This is a genomic window from Flintibacter hominis (genome assembly GCF_014287965.1).
Taxonomy (GTDB): Bacteria; Bacillota; Clostridia; order Oscillospirales; family Oscillospiraceae; genus Lawsonibacter; species Lawsonibacter aceti.
In genome coordinates this window covers 57213-71424 of record NZ_JACOPO010000004.1, presented here as the reverse complement: position 1 = coordinate 71424, position 14212 = coordinate 57213, and the positions used below count along the sequence as shown (strand labels likewise).

Genomic DNA, 14212 nt, shown 5'->3' with positions numbered 1-14212 from the left:
GTTACTCACCTACCTTTCTTTCGTAGGTAACCGGTTGATATTCACCGGCCAGGGACAGTTTCCGGATCCTGGCGTATTCCACCTGGTCAATAGGTACGAACTTGAGCCACTGCCCGGACAGGCAAAATGAGGCCGGATCTTTTTTATCATCATAGAGCATTACGGGTGTACGGCCCACCACCTGCCAGCCACAGGGAAGATCGAAGCCATTGAGCACCGTCTGGTCCGCCCAGATGGCAATAGAGCCCTGAGGTATCTTGGTCCGCGGAGTGGTCCGACGAGGAACGGTGAAGGTCTTGACCGGATTGCCCACATAGGAGTGACCGATGGCAAAGGCCTGGAAATAGATGTAGCACAAATTAGCTGAGTGGCGGTGAACAAACTCGTCCCAGGTGATCTTCTCATGAGCCAGCACATCCTCTCGGTCTGGGGCCGTTTCCCGTCCGTCCCAGCCATCATAGTGTGGGGCGTTTGGATCCAGATCCACTTCTCCTCCATAAAGCACCGGCAGTTCGATGACTTGGCCACCAACGCTGGCCTTGCTTTCTGAGAAGTCAGTCAAGGCTAAGATACAGGCCTTCAATTCCTCATATCGCACCACTTCAGGCCTGTAATAGACGATCAGCGTCCGGTATGCAGGCACTGTTTCCACCACACCCGGAATATGGGCGGTGGACAGTGCTCTATCCAGTGCATGGACCTGCTGGTTGACGGCTACACTGATCTCATTTTTAAACTCAGCGCACAGGGCACAGTCGCCTACAGGCTTGATCACAAATTCAGCCATAACTTCAGCATTCTCCCTTCCAATAACAGGGCAGGGGCTCATAACACGCAACCCAACACAATCTCATGGGCACCAGAGTTGCGTCAAGATTGCTAGGCCCAGCAAAATAACTTCCTAATAAACTAATTAGAATGTTAATCCAGGCTCATTTTACTATCTCTGCCACGTTAAAGTAAAATACGAATAAGATTATAGAGTTATCTCAAAAAATATATAATGAATAAACAAAAAATTTTCACTTTCTTTAAGACTGTTTGTGAGTATTTAAGAAATACTTTAATTTGCTAACTTTTACTATTTTATCTTTGCGGCCTATTTTTTAACCGATAAAAAAAGGGCTGCTTCTCTCTAATGAATAAGTCTCATATTTTTGCGCCTCCCTACTTTTCTATCTGCCATGCGGCACATGCCCTTCACATACGCTGTATAGGATCGCCAAAAATAATCGTATCTCAGCCTGATAAGAGTCCTCTTTAAAATGATCTGTCATCCTAAATGGATGCCGGAACAGTCCGTGCAAATGGTAGAGAATGTGCGCTGCGTTTGGCTGTTGTGGGAGAATGTCAACGATGAGAACTTCAATATAATTAATCAACATGAGCTGCTCCGAAGATATCCCAAGGCACCTCTCAGGCGAATAGGTACTAGTAGGGGAATATGTGGGTAATGGGGTTACAGATTCTAACCACAGTCAGCCCAATTCCAGCTATTTCTACACCGTCTCAAACAGGGCGCGGTTAACTGTAAGGTATACAGAGACCCTGAATCTGACCTTCTGCAACTATGGCGATCAAGGTTGTGTTCTAAACCGCTTTTTCCCCTGCCTGGAACCCGGATCATCACCTTTGGTGTTCCCAAGGTGGGCAGTTCCTTTTCCTTGAGATCATCATACCGGGTGAGCGGATTTTTCTCTGTCATAAGTTCCCGAGGAAAGATAAATTGTGAAAATGCTTTCAGGTATATTTGCCCATAGCTTTAAAACACACAATTTTGTGTACAAAACAAGGCATGGGGTAACTGCAGTACAGTTTGCCAACGACTGGGATTTCAGTGTTTCATGATCCATTGCTTATGTACCGGATTGTTAAGTGGACACTGCGGACAAAAGATACAGATTGTCTAGAACTTTATCAGGGAAGTGAAACAAGAAGATGGCAAGCGGACCATTAGAGGCGGAGAAAAAGCAGGACAGCATAGCAATCCACTATGCTGTCCTGTAACCGAATAATTATGTTCTTATGGGTGTACCGCTAAGTCCCAAGCCGCCTATACAAGCTGCTGTGATTCATTTTAGGTCCAACTGAGAGACAACTTTTGATATGAAAACTTGCTCCGTGGCCCCCCTTGTTGTTACCGAGCCAGGTAGGTCTTATAATCCTGATAGTTTTCCGCCAGCAGCCTGGGTGTATCCAGACCGTAGGGACACTTTGATTTACATTGATTACAGTGTAGGCAGTTCTCTATCTTCTTCATCTCCGCCTGCCACTGGTCAGACAGCCAGCTGGCCTCCGGAGCCCGGCGGAGCATCAGAGACATCCGGGCACACTGGTTGATTTCGATACCAGCAGGGCAGGGCATACAGTAGCCGCAGCCTCGGCAGAAGTCGCCGGCCAGCTCCTTGCGGTCGTGGTCGATGATCTGCTGGTACTCCTCGGTCATGGCTGGTGTTTCCCGGACAGCGGACAGGAACTGATCCAGCTCCCACTTATGCTGAACACCCCAGATAGGAACCACAGTGGGCTGCAGAGCCATCCAGGCGGCGGCGGCCGGCCCGCTTCGGATCAGGCCACCGGCCATTCCTTTCATGGCGATAAAGCCCATCCCGACCTTTTGGCACTTGTCCACCAGCTCCTGCTCCTGGGGCCCGGCCAGATAGCTGTATGGGAACTGGAGCGTGGCGTACAGCCCGGAGTCAATGGCCTCATGGGCCACGGCCAGCCGGTGATTGGTGATGGAGATATGGCCGATCTTGCCCTGGGCCTTGGCCTCCAGGGCGGCATCATACAAGCCATCCTCGCCGCCGGGCTTGGGGCAGAAGGCGGGGTTATGGAACTGGTAAATGTCAATGTAGTCGGTGCGCAGGTTCCGCAGGCTGGTTTCCAGGTGCTCCTTTAGCTCCTGGCCAGTCTTGGCGTGGCTCTTGGTGGCGAGGATGACCTTGTCCCGAATCCCCTGAAAGGCGTAGCCGATCTTTTCCTCACTGTCGCTGTAAGAGCGGGCAGTGTCAAAATAATTCATGCCGCCGTCCACAGCCTTCCGCAGCAAATAGGCGGCCTCCTTCTGGGAGATACGCTGAATGGGCAGGCAGCCGAAGCCATTTTTCTCGATTTGGATGCCGGTACCGCCCAGAGTAATCGTAGTCATAGATATTCCTCCCTTTCCTTATGGATTATGCTCCCTGGCCTCTATTAAATGACGGTTTGTCCCCGATGTCAAGTAGGAGGCCCCATTTTATCGGAAAAAGAGACAACGGTAGACACCGACGGGGCCGGGTGCTATAATCGGGAAAAAGACACAGTACGGGAGGGAGCCGTTTGGACAACGTATTTCAGCGGGTCTATGAGATCACGGCCCGGATACCCTATGGCCGAGTAACGACTTATGGACAGATTGCCAGGTTGCTTGGCAATCCCAGGCTGTCTCGTATCGTGGGCTGTGCGCTGAATAGGGCGCCGGCGGACTTGCCCTGCCACCGGGTGGTCAACCGCCTTGGGGGACTGAGCGACGCTTTCTCCCCTTTGGGAAAGGAGAGTCAGCGCCTGCTGCTGGAGATGGAGGGGGTGCCCTTCCGGCTGGATGGCGGAGTGGACCTGACGGCCTGTATGTGGTACGGCGAAGAGGAATAGAAACCTGGTGCAGGGGCTCTCCCACAGGAACATTGACTGTTCAGTATAGGAAAGCAACCGGAGTTCATGCTGTTTCTCTGACTGGCTCGGTCTCTCCCAAAAAGTTGGATGAAAAAAGCAAAAGAGGGGATACCGAAAGCTGGATTGTCTGCTTTCTCAGAGACTATTGAAAAGAAGCTCTGCGGCAAAGTCTAAAAATATATAGGCAGATTTGTAGATACAGTCAGATTTTGTGAAGAGGGATGGCTAACAAAAGCAAAAAATCTGCTCAACTTATATGGCCGTAGAAGTGCGGTGCTCCGCCATGGTCATAGTAGACAGGAAAAGCGGTTCTGTTCACTGACCCTTGGACCGCACATAAGTAGGGAGGGACCACAGCCACGCACCCAGAAAGACCACCCCAAGAGCCAAGTACGCTTGGGTTCCTCTTTACAAAAGGGATCAGACACTCAGTCCGGTGATGATTAGATTGACGGCCATGAGGGGCAACAGGATATAGGCCACCAGTGAGATTTTGTTCTTGTCGATCTTCCGGAACACTTTCAACCCAAGTACGCCGGCTAGCAGTGCTGCCGCTGCGGAGGTGGCTAACATAGGTGCCGCCTCCAACGTGATGTTGTGATAGACAAACAGATGCATGGCGCTCGAATAGAGCCCGGAGAGAAGGAAGCTGAACTCTAGGCTGGCTTTCATATTCAAGGGGGTTTCGCACACATTCATATAATAGACCAAAAAGAAAGGCCCCACAATATTGAACATGCCGGTGGAAATTCCGGTAATCAGCCCGGCACCAACAGCTGTATACCAGCGGTTGGGCAGCACCAGTTGACGGCGGCGCATGATGAAAAAAATAGCGGTTACCAACAGAAGCAGACAGGCTAGGATGATGCGCAGAAGAAGTTCATCAAACTGGTCCAGTAGATACAGGCCCAGATTGATGGTGGTCAGACAGGAGAACACGGGCAACACAATCAGCCGCCACTGCAGTTCCCGACAGAGGGCTAGGGTCATCTGGAGACCAATGACAACCACAGTCACCGCGGAAATGGCGGAACATACAGACATGGGTAGAAAGAGGGGCATCAGGGCCATGGCCATTAGAGCGTAGCCAAAGCCGGCAGCTCCTTGAAAAAAAGCGGCGGCAAAGTTGATGACTGCTACAAGAAGCATAATCTGGGGCTGATTCATGTTACCCTCCTTTTCGTCGAGTTTGGCATTTAAGAAAAGCGGGGCGGCCCAAGGGCTTCCCCGCTTTATCTTACCACCATTTGATCTGTTCGGTCACATGATTTCGAATTGCAATGAAGTCAGGAGCGGTAACATCCCGCGGACGTGGTAGGTCTACCTGCACTTCCTCCTTGATGTGGGCCGGCTTGTTGGTCAGGATTAGGATGCGTTCAGCTAGATACACGGCCTCCTCGATGTTGTGGGTAATGAAAACCACGGTGGTACCGATTTCCTTCCACAAGCGGATAACCTCATCCTCCAGATAGAAGCGCAGTTTGATGTCCATCTGTCCATATGGCTCATCCATCAGCAACAGGTCAGGCTGGAGGGCAAAAGCGCGTCCGATAATGATGCGTTGGGCGGTAGAAACGGACAACTGGTGAGGGTAGCGGTTACGAAACTCTTCTAGGCCTAACAGCTTGATGATATTTTCTACTCGACGATCAATCTCATTTTTGGGCAGCTTCTTGATTTCCAAGCCGAAACGCAGGTTCTGTTCTACCGTGAGCCAAGGCATGGAGGAAGGCTCCTGGAACACCACTGCCAAACTGTGTTTTTTGGGATCGGCGGGCTCACCGTCGATATAGAGTTCTCCCTTTGTGGGCATATAGATGCGGGTGAGCAGATTGAGGAAGGTGGTCTTACCACAGCCTGTGGGGCCTACCACACACAGGAATTCTCCCTTTTTGATATTGAAGGACACATCGTCCAGCACATGTAGGTCCCCGAAGTATTTGGTCAGGTGCTCCACCCGTACTTTATATTCTTGCTCGCTCATAGAGTACCTCCCATATCAAAGCGCCAGATCCGTATTATCGGAAATCTCGGACCGGATGCGCAGAAAATCCGGAGACGTAGTGTTCCGGGGACGCCCCAGTGAAGCCAGATCATAAACCTGCTTTACCCGGGCGGGGCAGTTGCTCAACAGCACAATTCGGTCTGCCAGATAGACAGCCTCCTCAATGTTGTTGGTGACAAAGAGGATGGTGCGCCTTTCTTGCTCCCAGATACGCAGGATCTCTTCCTCCATGGCATACCGGGTTTGGGCATCCAGCTGGCCAAAGGGTTCATCCATCAGGAGAATCTGAGGATTGTTGGTATAGGCACGGGCAATTCCTACACGCTGCTTCATACCGCCGGAGAGCTCATGGGGATAGGACTTTTCAAAGCCTTTCAACCCCACAAGATCGATGTACTTCTGGGCGGTGGCCCGGCGCTCCTCCTTGGATACGCCAGCTACCTCTAGACCAAATTCCACATTGCCCATGACAGTGCGCCAGGGCATCAAATTCAAAGACTGAAACACCATGCCGATACGCTTATCGCTGCCGTGAACTTCCTCGCCGTCCAGATAGATTTTGCCACCGATAGGTTTCTCCAATCCGGCGATCATGTTCATCAGTACGGTTTTACCGCAGTGGCCTGGGCCTAGGATGACCAGAAATTCATTGTCGTAGACCTCGAGGGAAACATTTTCCACTGCATCCTTGACTGACTCGCCCACGACGTAGCTCTGACAGATGTTGTCCAGTTTCAGAATTACTTTCTTTTTCTCGTCCATGGGCAAATCAACCTTTCTGCAATTTGCGTGATAATGGCCAGCATAGCGCCCACGATACCAATGGCGATCATGCCGGTCAGGACCAGGGGCATATCGATAGAGTCCATGCCGCGGGAGATCAGGAAGCCCACGCCTGCGTCAGCACCCAGCATCTCGGCAGCCAAAACCACCATCCAGGCGGCACTGGTAGAGGTACGCACGCCGGCAAAGATGGCGTCCAGAGAAGATGGAATAGCGATCTTGAACAGGCGCTGTCTGGGTGTGGCATTAAAAACGGTACCTACGTCCAGATACATTTTATCCACAGAACTAAGACCGGCCTGAGTGTTGACCACAATAGAGGCCAGAGAACCAAAGATAACGATGAGGACCTTGGGGAACTCACCAGCACCAAACCACAGTGTGATTAGAGGAATCCAGGCTAGCGGAGGGACGGCACGGAAGGCGTTGAATAGAGGGCCAAAGAAGGCACGGGCCCTGGGGCACCAGCCCAGCAGTACGCCAAAGGCGATACCAGCAGTCCAATCGAAGACGAGAGCCAGACCGATGCGCCGTAGACTGACCAAAGCGTGACCGACCAAAGTCAGTTTCTTTACCGGATTGGTGAACAGGCGAACTGTACGATCCCACACTGCCTGGGGAGTTGGGAAGTTGGAATTGGCGCCGGAGGAGGCTAACAGCCAAAGGGCCACCAACAGGAGAAGAGAGACAATAGGGAGGATACGGTAAAGAACCTTAAGCCGTTGTTCCCGAATCTCTGCTGCGCTCATATGCGCGGTTTTCTTTTCCATACTACACATACCTCCATCCTAGGAAGATACGCTCCAGCCTGTTGATGATAGCGGAGATGATGACGCCCAGCACGCCGATGACAACAATCCCCAGGATGATCAGATCTACGCGGGCATAGGAACGGCCCATCAGGATCATGTAGCCCAGTCCGCTGGAAGCGGCCAGCATCTCAGCGGCCACCAGAGTGGCCCAGGCGTTGCCGATAGCAACCTTGATGCCGGCGAAAGTCATGACCAAAGAGGAAGGAATCCCCACTTTTACGAAGACAGTGAAGTAAGAAGCGCCAAAGGTCTTACCTACGTTTTTCAGGACCTCCTTGGTCTGCCGGATGCCGGTATAGGCGTTGATTAGACAGGGGACAAAGGCGGCAAAGAATACGATGAAGGACTTGGCCGGCAGGCCGATGCCCAGCCACACAATGGTCAGCGGAATCCAGGACACTGGGGGAATAGGGCGAATAATCTCAAAGATGGGGCGAAGAAAGCTGTCGGCTCCCCGGTACCAGCCCATCAACCAGCCTAGAGGCACACCGATGACTACAGCCAGCAGGAAGCCCAGAAGGGCCACCTGTAAACTGGACCAGATATGGACCGTCAGCACCGCGCCGTCTGGATTGGGATCAGACAGTTTGGTGACGAAAAGACGAAGGACTTCCAAAACGTCACACAGAATTCTGGAGTCTACAATGCCGGACAGGGCTAACCCTTCCCAAATGAGCAGGAAGAGAAGGATACCGGCGAAAGACAGGGTGATGTTGCGGTAGGTTATCCGGTGTTTTTCACGCTCGACCAGCGCGACACGCTCAGCCGCAGTCATCTCATGAATGGGTTCGCTCAAAAGACATCCCTACTTTCCGAGCTTTGTGTCTCAAATATCAGATATGCAGAGGCGGAGATGCACTCTGAGAACGTTTGGACTGATCTGTAGACAGAAGCCAAATTCAGTTTTCACGTCCGCAAAGCGAATCTTCCTCCCGCCTCCCATGGGGCGGGAGGAAGACTATCGAAGGCATTTATCGACCCAGCATTTCTTTGACAGCCAGAGCGATGGAATTGTCCACCCGCTGATCGTCCAGGAACTGGGTGCGTTGGGCCTCGGTGTAGCTGCCTACGCTGGTGAAGAAGTCAAATCCGGAGAGGATGTCGTTCTCAATTTGCAGTAGGTCACGAGAAGTATACAGGCCAGCTTCGTCGGGTTCAGTTTCAGTAAAGAGTGCGATATACTCATCTACCGTGGGACAGCGCCACCAGTTAATGGTGCGTTCAGCGATGCTCTCGTCACACAGGAAGCCTTCTTCGTCGCAGTGCTCCAGATACCAGGCGGCGGCCTGAGCGGCATTGCCCTCGGACTCGGTAACCCACTCATAGGTCAGATGGAAAACAGCGACTGCAGCAGCCACTAGGTCGGGATTACTCTCCATGATCTCGGTCTGGGCGAAGGTACAGCAAGGGAAGGGCAGGTTCAGCTGGCCAGAGTCAGTGACACGAACATACCCTCTGTCCTCAGCGGACAGGGCGATAGCGTTCCAACACACCAGAGCGTCACCAGTGCCGCCGTTAAAGCCGGTCAGACCGTTGGCATTGTCCATGTTGACACTTTCCACGTCGGAGAGGGTCAGGCCCATGGTCTCGAGATACTGAGCTAGGACCGCCTGACCGGTGGTGCCAGCAGGGTAGACCACGGTAGCTCCCTTCCATAAATCGGGGTTAGTAGGGTCATTAGCCAACTCAGAGTCGGGCCGTACGAAAATGGCCATGTTCTCCTCGTAGTCAGTAACATCTACGAGGGTAAAGTCATAACCAGCCAAGGCAGTGCATACACCGCCCAAACCGCAGGATGCCATGTCCCATTCGGAGTTGGCCTCCATCATGGCGGGGCCACCGGTGAAGCAGCTATACTCCACATCGATGTTTAGCGCGTCGAAGACGCCCAGATTATCGGCAAAGAGGAAGGCATAGGAGAGGGGAGAGCCGGTAAAGAAGCCGATGCGCAGAGTCTGGCGGTCTTCAAAGGGGGTTAGACCAAAGGTCAAATCCTCAGGGGCGGTGGCGCCGTCTATCAGCTCCACTTCGTGGCCGCCACCGGAGGAAGTGCCACCGCTGTTGGCGGAGTTGTTGCCTCCGCTACTGCCATTTTCGTTGCCAGAACAGGCGACCAGAGCGAACATCATGGCAAAAGAGAGGAGCGTTGCAAGGAGTCTTTTTGTGGTTGCTTTTTTCATCTTTACTTCCATCCTTTCTAAACATATATCGACCGGGCGGACTACCGGACGGTCACTATCCAGCCAAACCCTGTGTGATTCCAAAGGGAAGGGCTTTTTAGTCAGCGCAGGGATGGCCACAGGTGCCATCATAGCCCTCGTTCTTCATGCATAGATGAACAGCGCCGATCTTATAGGTCTTAGGCAGAGCCAAGATATTGGGGTTGGGGCCGACAAATTTCTTTTTGGCGTCCTCCAGGGCTTCCTCGAAGGTGGACCGGGTCTTCAGCCCCATAGAGCGGGCAATACCCGGTTCTTGGGCACCCACAATATAGATGGCGGAAGTGTTCATCTCGGCAATGTGACCGCAGCTCATCATGGAGAAGCCGTGGAAGGGGTGGAAGGCGTTGCAGAAGCGGTACTTGCGAATATACTCCTCATTGGTAGCGAAGTACTCGCCATAACGGTCCATGTCGGGGAGAACGTTCATGTAATCATGCTGGAACATCTCGTATAACTCCCTCAGATAGGGCCAACGTTCGTCGTGAAAATAGCCGTTACAGATGCTAGAAACGATGAATACACAGTGATCACTCATGACTCTCTTGTGGCGGATGACCTGAGCTGACAAGGCCTGCATCATCTGGATAGGGTTGGTACCCATGCCATTGCCATAGTGGAAGTCTTGGGGCATGCCGAACACCACTACATCATACTTCTTTTCTGCCCAGGGCACATAAGTCCGTTTGTCGGCGACATCCCAGGACACAGGTTGCATCTCCTTAGCATAGCCGGAGAAGATAGCGATCTGACGGGAGTAGGTGTCTAGTACCGCGTCACAGCAGAAGAAGGAGTGGCCCATCTTCTCTTCCATATGCATACCGATCTCATCGAACTTGGTACGCATCAGATTGTGGCCGGACACGGGGGTGAAGTCATCCCGGTGCATGACCTTGGGGACGTGATGACTAGCAATAGAGCGCCAGTGGGTGATGCCGGTAGTACAGTGCTTATAGCCGCCAGAGTATCCGCCGTAGGGATTGCCTTGGGTGTGTCCGATAAGAATGGGGATATCGCAGTCAAAGACATACTTGTTCATCAGCACCGGATCACCCCGCTGGGTGGTACCTAGATCCACCATGTGGTCGGGATCCTCACTGTCGTGACTGGTGATCTGGTTGGTGTAATAGAACTCATTGAACAGATCATCACCCAGAATCTTCTTCATCTCGGCCACTGTGGCTCGGGGATGAAGGCCGTTAGAAAACAGCAGAAGAATGTCCTCTTTTGCTACTCCAGCAGCGTACAGCTCATCCAGACAGGCCCGGATGGCCACACGACGATGGGAGGTAGGCTGGGTGCCTCCCTTCACAATGTCAGGAATGACGAAGACCACTGTCTTGCCGGGGCCAGCCAACTCCCGCAGAGGCTTCATGCCGATGGGGTGCTGGATAGACTCCAGGGTGGCAGCATACAGGCTGTCCCAGTCTTGGGGCAGACAAGGGGGATCGGGCACGGTTTCACCGGGGATAAAGATATCGGTGCTGTCAGGCAATTCGGCGCTCATAAGGCCTTGGCCGTATTCAAAATCCAGTTTCATGCAGGGAACATCCTTTCTAAACATAAAGTTTGGGTCAAAGCCTGGTCAAGAGATTTTGTCGTAGTGACGACTAAATACCTTATATAGGGCACTGGTATCCTGAGTACCCAAGCCCTGACCATGGGCGATCTCATTGTACATTTGAGCAGTGCCGGCGATCAGAGAGGGGGCGTCGGCATCCTTGGCCATCTGGAGGGCTAGCTTGGTGTCCTTAATCAGTAGGTCCACCGTAAAGGCAGGGGAGTCGTAGGCTTCATTGACGATGCACTTGCCCACTTCACGAAACAGACCGCTGACAGTGGCCGCGGTGGATGAGGCTACAGTATCGTAGAAGACCTCCTTTTTGATCCCTACATGGTCACAGATGGCCATGACCTCGGAGGAGATGGCGTTGATGCAGGAAAACATCATCTGGTTCAGCAGCTTTAAAGCGTTGCCGGCCCCGGAGTCCCCCACCAGTACAGCGTTGGCTGCAAAGCACAGCAACACAGGCTTCACCTTCTCTAACGCTTCACCAGAGCCACCAGTAGGCAGCATCCACTTGCCTGCCGCCGAGGGACGACCCAGGATGGGACAGTCCAGATAGGCTGCGCCGCACTCACCTACCCGGGCGGCCAGCCCCCGGGTAGTCTGGGGATCTACAGTGCTGGTGTCGATGACCACATGGTCAGAGGTAAGGGATGACATCATACCGCCCTCGCCGAAAAGAACATCCTCCAACTGGACTGGGCTGGGCAGGGACATGAGGATGACTGAAGCCTGTTCAGCCACCTCTTTAGGAGTGGGAACCGCCTGGGCACCCAGAGCGGAAGCGGACTGGGCGGCTGTGGGAAATTTATCGTAGACTACAACGCTGTAGCCTTTGGCCAGCATTCCTTCCAGCATACAGCGGCCCATGCGGCCACAACCGATTAGACCGACCTTTTTGATGGGTTTATTGGCACCGGTCCAGGATATCATACAAAACTCCTCCTTCGGCATCTTTGGGTACGTCGATGTTCAATAGCTTACTCAGTGTAGGCGCTACGTCAATGATCTTTGCGGGGAACTTTCGTTCGTACTGGGGCACACCTGGACCAGTCATAATCATGACCGCATGCATATCGTGGAGCGAGGGGAGAGCTAGGTGAACACCAGTGAAGTTGCGGCACAAGCCAGCGGCTTCGTAAAGTTCGGGGTTAGCGATGACCCTTTCGGTACCATCCCGATACTGAATCTTGCTGCGGTAAATGAAGGGGTGGGACATATAACCGGGCTTCCAGGCGTATAGCACGTCGCCCACGCGGTCATAGCCGGGCCCCTCATAGATGCCCAGAGTGCCAGCCTCCTTCTTCTTAATGGCCAGAGCGACCACCTGATCTCCGGTTTCCGGATCCCGCATATTCATCAGGCAACGGATGATTTCCTCCTGGACTTTTTCATAGTCCTCAGGCTCCACGATGCCGTGAGGGTCTCGCCCCTTCAGGTTAATGAAGATGTGGGCGTGACAGGGCTCCAGGGGATGGCACTTGGTGTGCTCCCAGTTGATAGTAAGGTTGCTGGGATCGTCAGTGGTCAGATCCAACACATACTCCAACAGACCGGCACGGGCCAGGTGCTCTTTTACATAAGGGTTCCAGTCCAAATGGGTCATGCCGTGGTCGGAGATCAGGATCACATATGTATTGTCCAAGTCCACAGCATCCAGGATCCTTCCGATGTTCTCGTCCACCTGTCGGTAAGTCTCCCGGATCATGTGCCAGCAGAAATCAGCCTTGTCCGGGTCATATACCCGTGCCTTGGGCTCAATGCCAGCGTAAAGGACATGCTCGATGTGGTCGATAGTGCCTACCCAGGAGAAGGCCATGTCCCACTGCTGATGCTCAAGCACATACTTTGTGGCGTTGCCCCACCAGTTGGCGTGCATCTGCAGCTGGTCCAGGTAGAGTTCTGGAGCCATCCAGCCATCCATGAAGGCCCAGGGATCGTCAACCTCCATATAGGTACCGGCCACGGCCTCTACCTCCTTGCTCAGGGAGGAGGGAACGGAATAAGGCTCGGCCATGTTGATGGCGCTCTGGTACAGTTTGAAGTTCTTCCCGTCTGGGGTGAGTTGGAGGATCTGGAAACGGAAGCGGCCGTCCCGTTCATAGTCCCGAGCCTTGAAGTTTTTGGTAATCCAGGGACCTAGTTCCCCGTGGGTGATGTCGGTGATGGCCTGAGCGGCGTCCTTGGACTCAGAGATCAGCATACGATCATAGCCCGCGTCGGTGGAGGCGTACATCAACACATGCATGGGGTAACCTTCCACATAGGTGGGGGGGACCACAATGTCGAATTCTAGTGGCGGGCGCTTGCTTTCGGGCAGATTAGTCCAACCTTCAGCAGGTCGGGCTTCTAGCTGGACCGCCCGGCCGGGGATCTGGTTGCAGCGCAGCTTCTGGTTGGAGAAGCAGGCGCTGGAAGCCACGTCCCACAGGGGCATGAAAAAGTAGCGGAATGGTGGATTCAAAGAGCCGGCCAGCTGGCAGCCGTCTTCCTCCGAGATAGCGCCCATGGGGAAAGTGACCGGCCAGTTTATGAGGGCCACCTTTTTACCCAAACGCTTGCCCACGTCCCACATGGTTTCGCACAGTACCTCGTTGCGGTCGAAGGAAGTGTGCCAGTGATCTAGGTCCTCGCCCAGGTGTTTCACCATCAAGCTGGGCACTCCGTTGGTGCCGGATCCGGCACCGCTGACGATGGCAGTCCAGGCTGCGGCAGTCAGAGGCGGGAATACTGTTTCCAATCGGGAAAATATCCCCTGCTTCATTAGCTTGGCGGTGTTGGGCATAGCGCCCTCTGCGACAAACTTTTTGACCAAGTCCGGCATAGCAGCGTCCAGACCAAGGAACAAAATTTTCTTTTCCATAATGCCCTCCTTTTCTGATCTGAGGCCTAATTTATATGGCCTCGTAGGTAGTTTATGGGGCAGCCTAAGCTGCCTGTTGATGTGGTGTTACGAAAGTTGCGTAGTGCAACACCTCCAAAAAACGGGCGCAATATTCGTCAAAATGCTTGGTTGATAAAGTTTTAACAATATATTTTCTGTAATATTAACGGATGAGTGGATAATATCACTGTTTTTTTCGTTTTGTCAATGAGAAAAAACGCAAACGTTTGCCTAACGATGCGTTGGCGTTGGTTGCCATCCTGGAAAGTTTGTAGTAAAATAAAACGC

At 52.9% G+C, this 14212-nt stretch carries 12 protein-coding genes; 1 reads left to right on the top strand and 11 read right to left on the bottom strand.

Translation table 11 applies throughout. The features are described 5' to 3' along the window. Position 1: 1 nt before the first annotated feature. Together H8S11_RS07350 and H8S11_RS07345 are read right to left on the bottom strand one after the other, a co-directional pair. Positions 2–787 carry a 5-oxoprolinase subunit B family protein gene (locus tag H8S11_RS07350; protein WP_186852695.1) on the bottom strand — a complete coding sequence of 262 codons (786 nt, stop codon included), beginning with the start codon at positions 785–787 and terminating at the stop codon, positions 2–4. A gap of 1350 nt (positions 788–2137) precedes the next feature. After that, positions 2138–3151, bottom strand: coding sequence for an aldo/keto reductase (locus H8S11_RS07345; RefSeq protein ID WP_186852694.1), 1014 nt, complete (start codon positions 3149–3151; stop codon positions 2138–2140). Between the two features lie 170 nt (positions 3152–3321). Between H8S11_RS07345 and H8S11_RS07340 the strand changes: the two genes are divergently transcribed. Next, positions 3322–3633 carry an MGMT family protein gene (locus H8S11_RS07340; protein WP_186852693.1) on the top strand — a complete coding sequence of 104 codons (312 nt, stop codon included), beginning with the start codon at positions 3322–3324 and terminating at the stop codon, positions 3631–3633. Positions 3634–4074: 441 nt separating this feature from the next. Here the strand turns inward: H8S11_RS07340 and H8S11_RS07335 are convergent, their stop codons facing one another. The 9 genes from H8S11_RS07335 to H8S11_RS07295 form a co-directional block, all read right to left on the bottom strand. Continuing rightward, positions 4075–4821 (bottom strand): sulfite exporter TauE/SafE family protein, encoded by a 747-nt coding sequence (locus H8S11_RS07335; protein WP_186852692.1) that lies wholly within the window; start codon positions 4819–4821, stop codon positions 4075–4077. Positions 4822–4891: 70 nt separating this feature from the next. Next, entirely contained in the window at positions 4892–5638 is a 747-nt protein-coding gene (locus H8S11_RS07330; protein WP_147570649.1) for an ABC transporter ATP-binding protein, read from the bottom strand. 15 nt (positions 5639–5653) lie between these two features. Further along, positions 5654–6421, bottom strand: coding sequence for an ABC transporter ATP-binding protein (locus H8S11_RS07325; protein WP_147570648.1), 768 nt, complete (start codon positions 6419–6421; stop codon positions 5654–5656). Next, positions 6400–7212 (bottom strand): ABC transporter permease, encoded by an 813-nt coding sequence (locus H8S11_RS07320; protein ID WP_243200981.1) that lies wholly within the window; start codon positions 7210–7212, stop codon positions 6400–6402. The genes H8S11_RS07325 and H8S11_RS07320 overlap by 22 nt, the downstream gene beginning before the upstream one ends. Position 7213: 1 nt before the next feature. Then, positions 7214–8050, bottom strand: a complete 837-nt coding sequence (locus H8S11_RS07315; protein ID WP_240287136.1) for an ABC transporter permease — start codon at positions 8048–8050, stop codon at positions 7214–7216. A 175-nt stretch (positions 8051–8225) separates the two neighbouring features. Further along, entirely contained in the window at positions 8226–9434 is a 1209-nt protein-coding gene (locus H8S11_RS07310) for an ABC transporter substrate-binding protein (RefSeq protein ID WP_186852691.1), read from the bottom strand. 97 nt (positions 9435–9531) lie between these two features. After that, on the bottom strand, positions 9532–11013 hold the full coding sequence (locus tag H8S11_RS07305) for a lactate racemase domain-containing protein (RefSeq protein WP_147570645.1): 1482 nt from the start codon (positions 11011–11013) through the stop codon (positions 9532–9534). A 45-nt stretch (positions 11014–11058) separates the two neighbouring features. Beyond that, the gene (locus H8S11_RS07300) at positions 11059–11973 is read right to left on the bottom strand and encodes an NAD(P)-dependent oxidoreductase (protein WP_186852690.1); all 915 of its coding nucleotides are present in this window, start codon (positions 11971–11973) and stop codon (positions 11059–11061) included. Then, a complete protein-coding gene (locus tag H8S11_RS07295) occupies positions 11948–13903 on the bottom strand; it encodes an alkaline phosphatase family protein (RefSeq protein WP_147570643.1) in 1956 nt (651 codons plus the stop codon). Before H8S11_RS07295 ends, H8S11_RS07300 begins: the two co-directional genes overlap by 26 nt. Positions 13904–14212 lie beyond the last annotated feature (309 nt).

Bases quoted from the DNA above. Each gene is read 5' to 3' on its own strand.
- H8S11_RS07350 (WP_186852695.1), bottom strand. From the start codon at position 787: ATGGCTGAATTTGTGATCAAGCCTGTAGGCGACTGTGCCCTGTGCGCT.
- H8S11_RS07310 (WP_186852691.1), bottom strand. From the start codon at position 9,434: ATGAAAAAAGCAACCACAAAAAGACTCCTTGCAACGCTCCTCTCTTTT.
- H8S11_RS07320 (WP_243200981.1), bottom strand. From the start codon at position 7,212: ATGGAAAAGAAAACCGCGCATATGAGCGCAGCAGAGATTCGGGAACAA.
- H8S11_RS07305 (WP_147570645.1), bottom strand. From the start codon at position 11,013: ATGAAACTGGATTTTGAATACGGCCAAGGCCTTATGAGCGCCGAATTG.
- H8S11_RS07330 (WP_147570649.1), bottom strand. From the start codon at position 5,638: ATGAGCGAGCAAGAATATAAAGTACGGGTGGAGCACCTGACCAAATAC.
- H8S11_RS07325 (WP_147570648.1), bottom strand. From the start codon at position 6,421: ATGGACGAGAAAAAGAAAGTAATTCTGAAACTGGACAACATCTGTCAG.
- H8S11_RS07345 (WP_186852694.1), bottom strand. From the start codon at position 3,151: ATGACTACGATTACTCTGGGCGGTACCGGCATCCAAATCGAGAAAAAT.
- H8S11_RS07295 (WP_147570643.1), bottom strand. From the start codon at position 13,903: ATGGAAAAGAAAATTTTGTTCCTTGGTCTGGACGCTGCTATGCCGGAC.
- H8S11_RS07335 (WP_186852692.1), bottom strand. From the start codon at position 4,821: ATGAATCAGCCCCAGATTATGCTTCTTGTAGCAGTCATCAACTTTGCC.
- H8S11_RS07300 (WP_186852690.1), bottom strand. From the start codon at position 11,973: ATGATATCCTGGACCGGTGCCAATAAACCCATCAAAAAGGTCGGTCTA.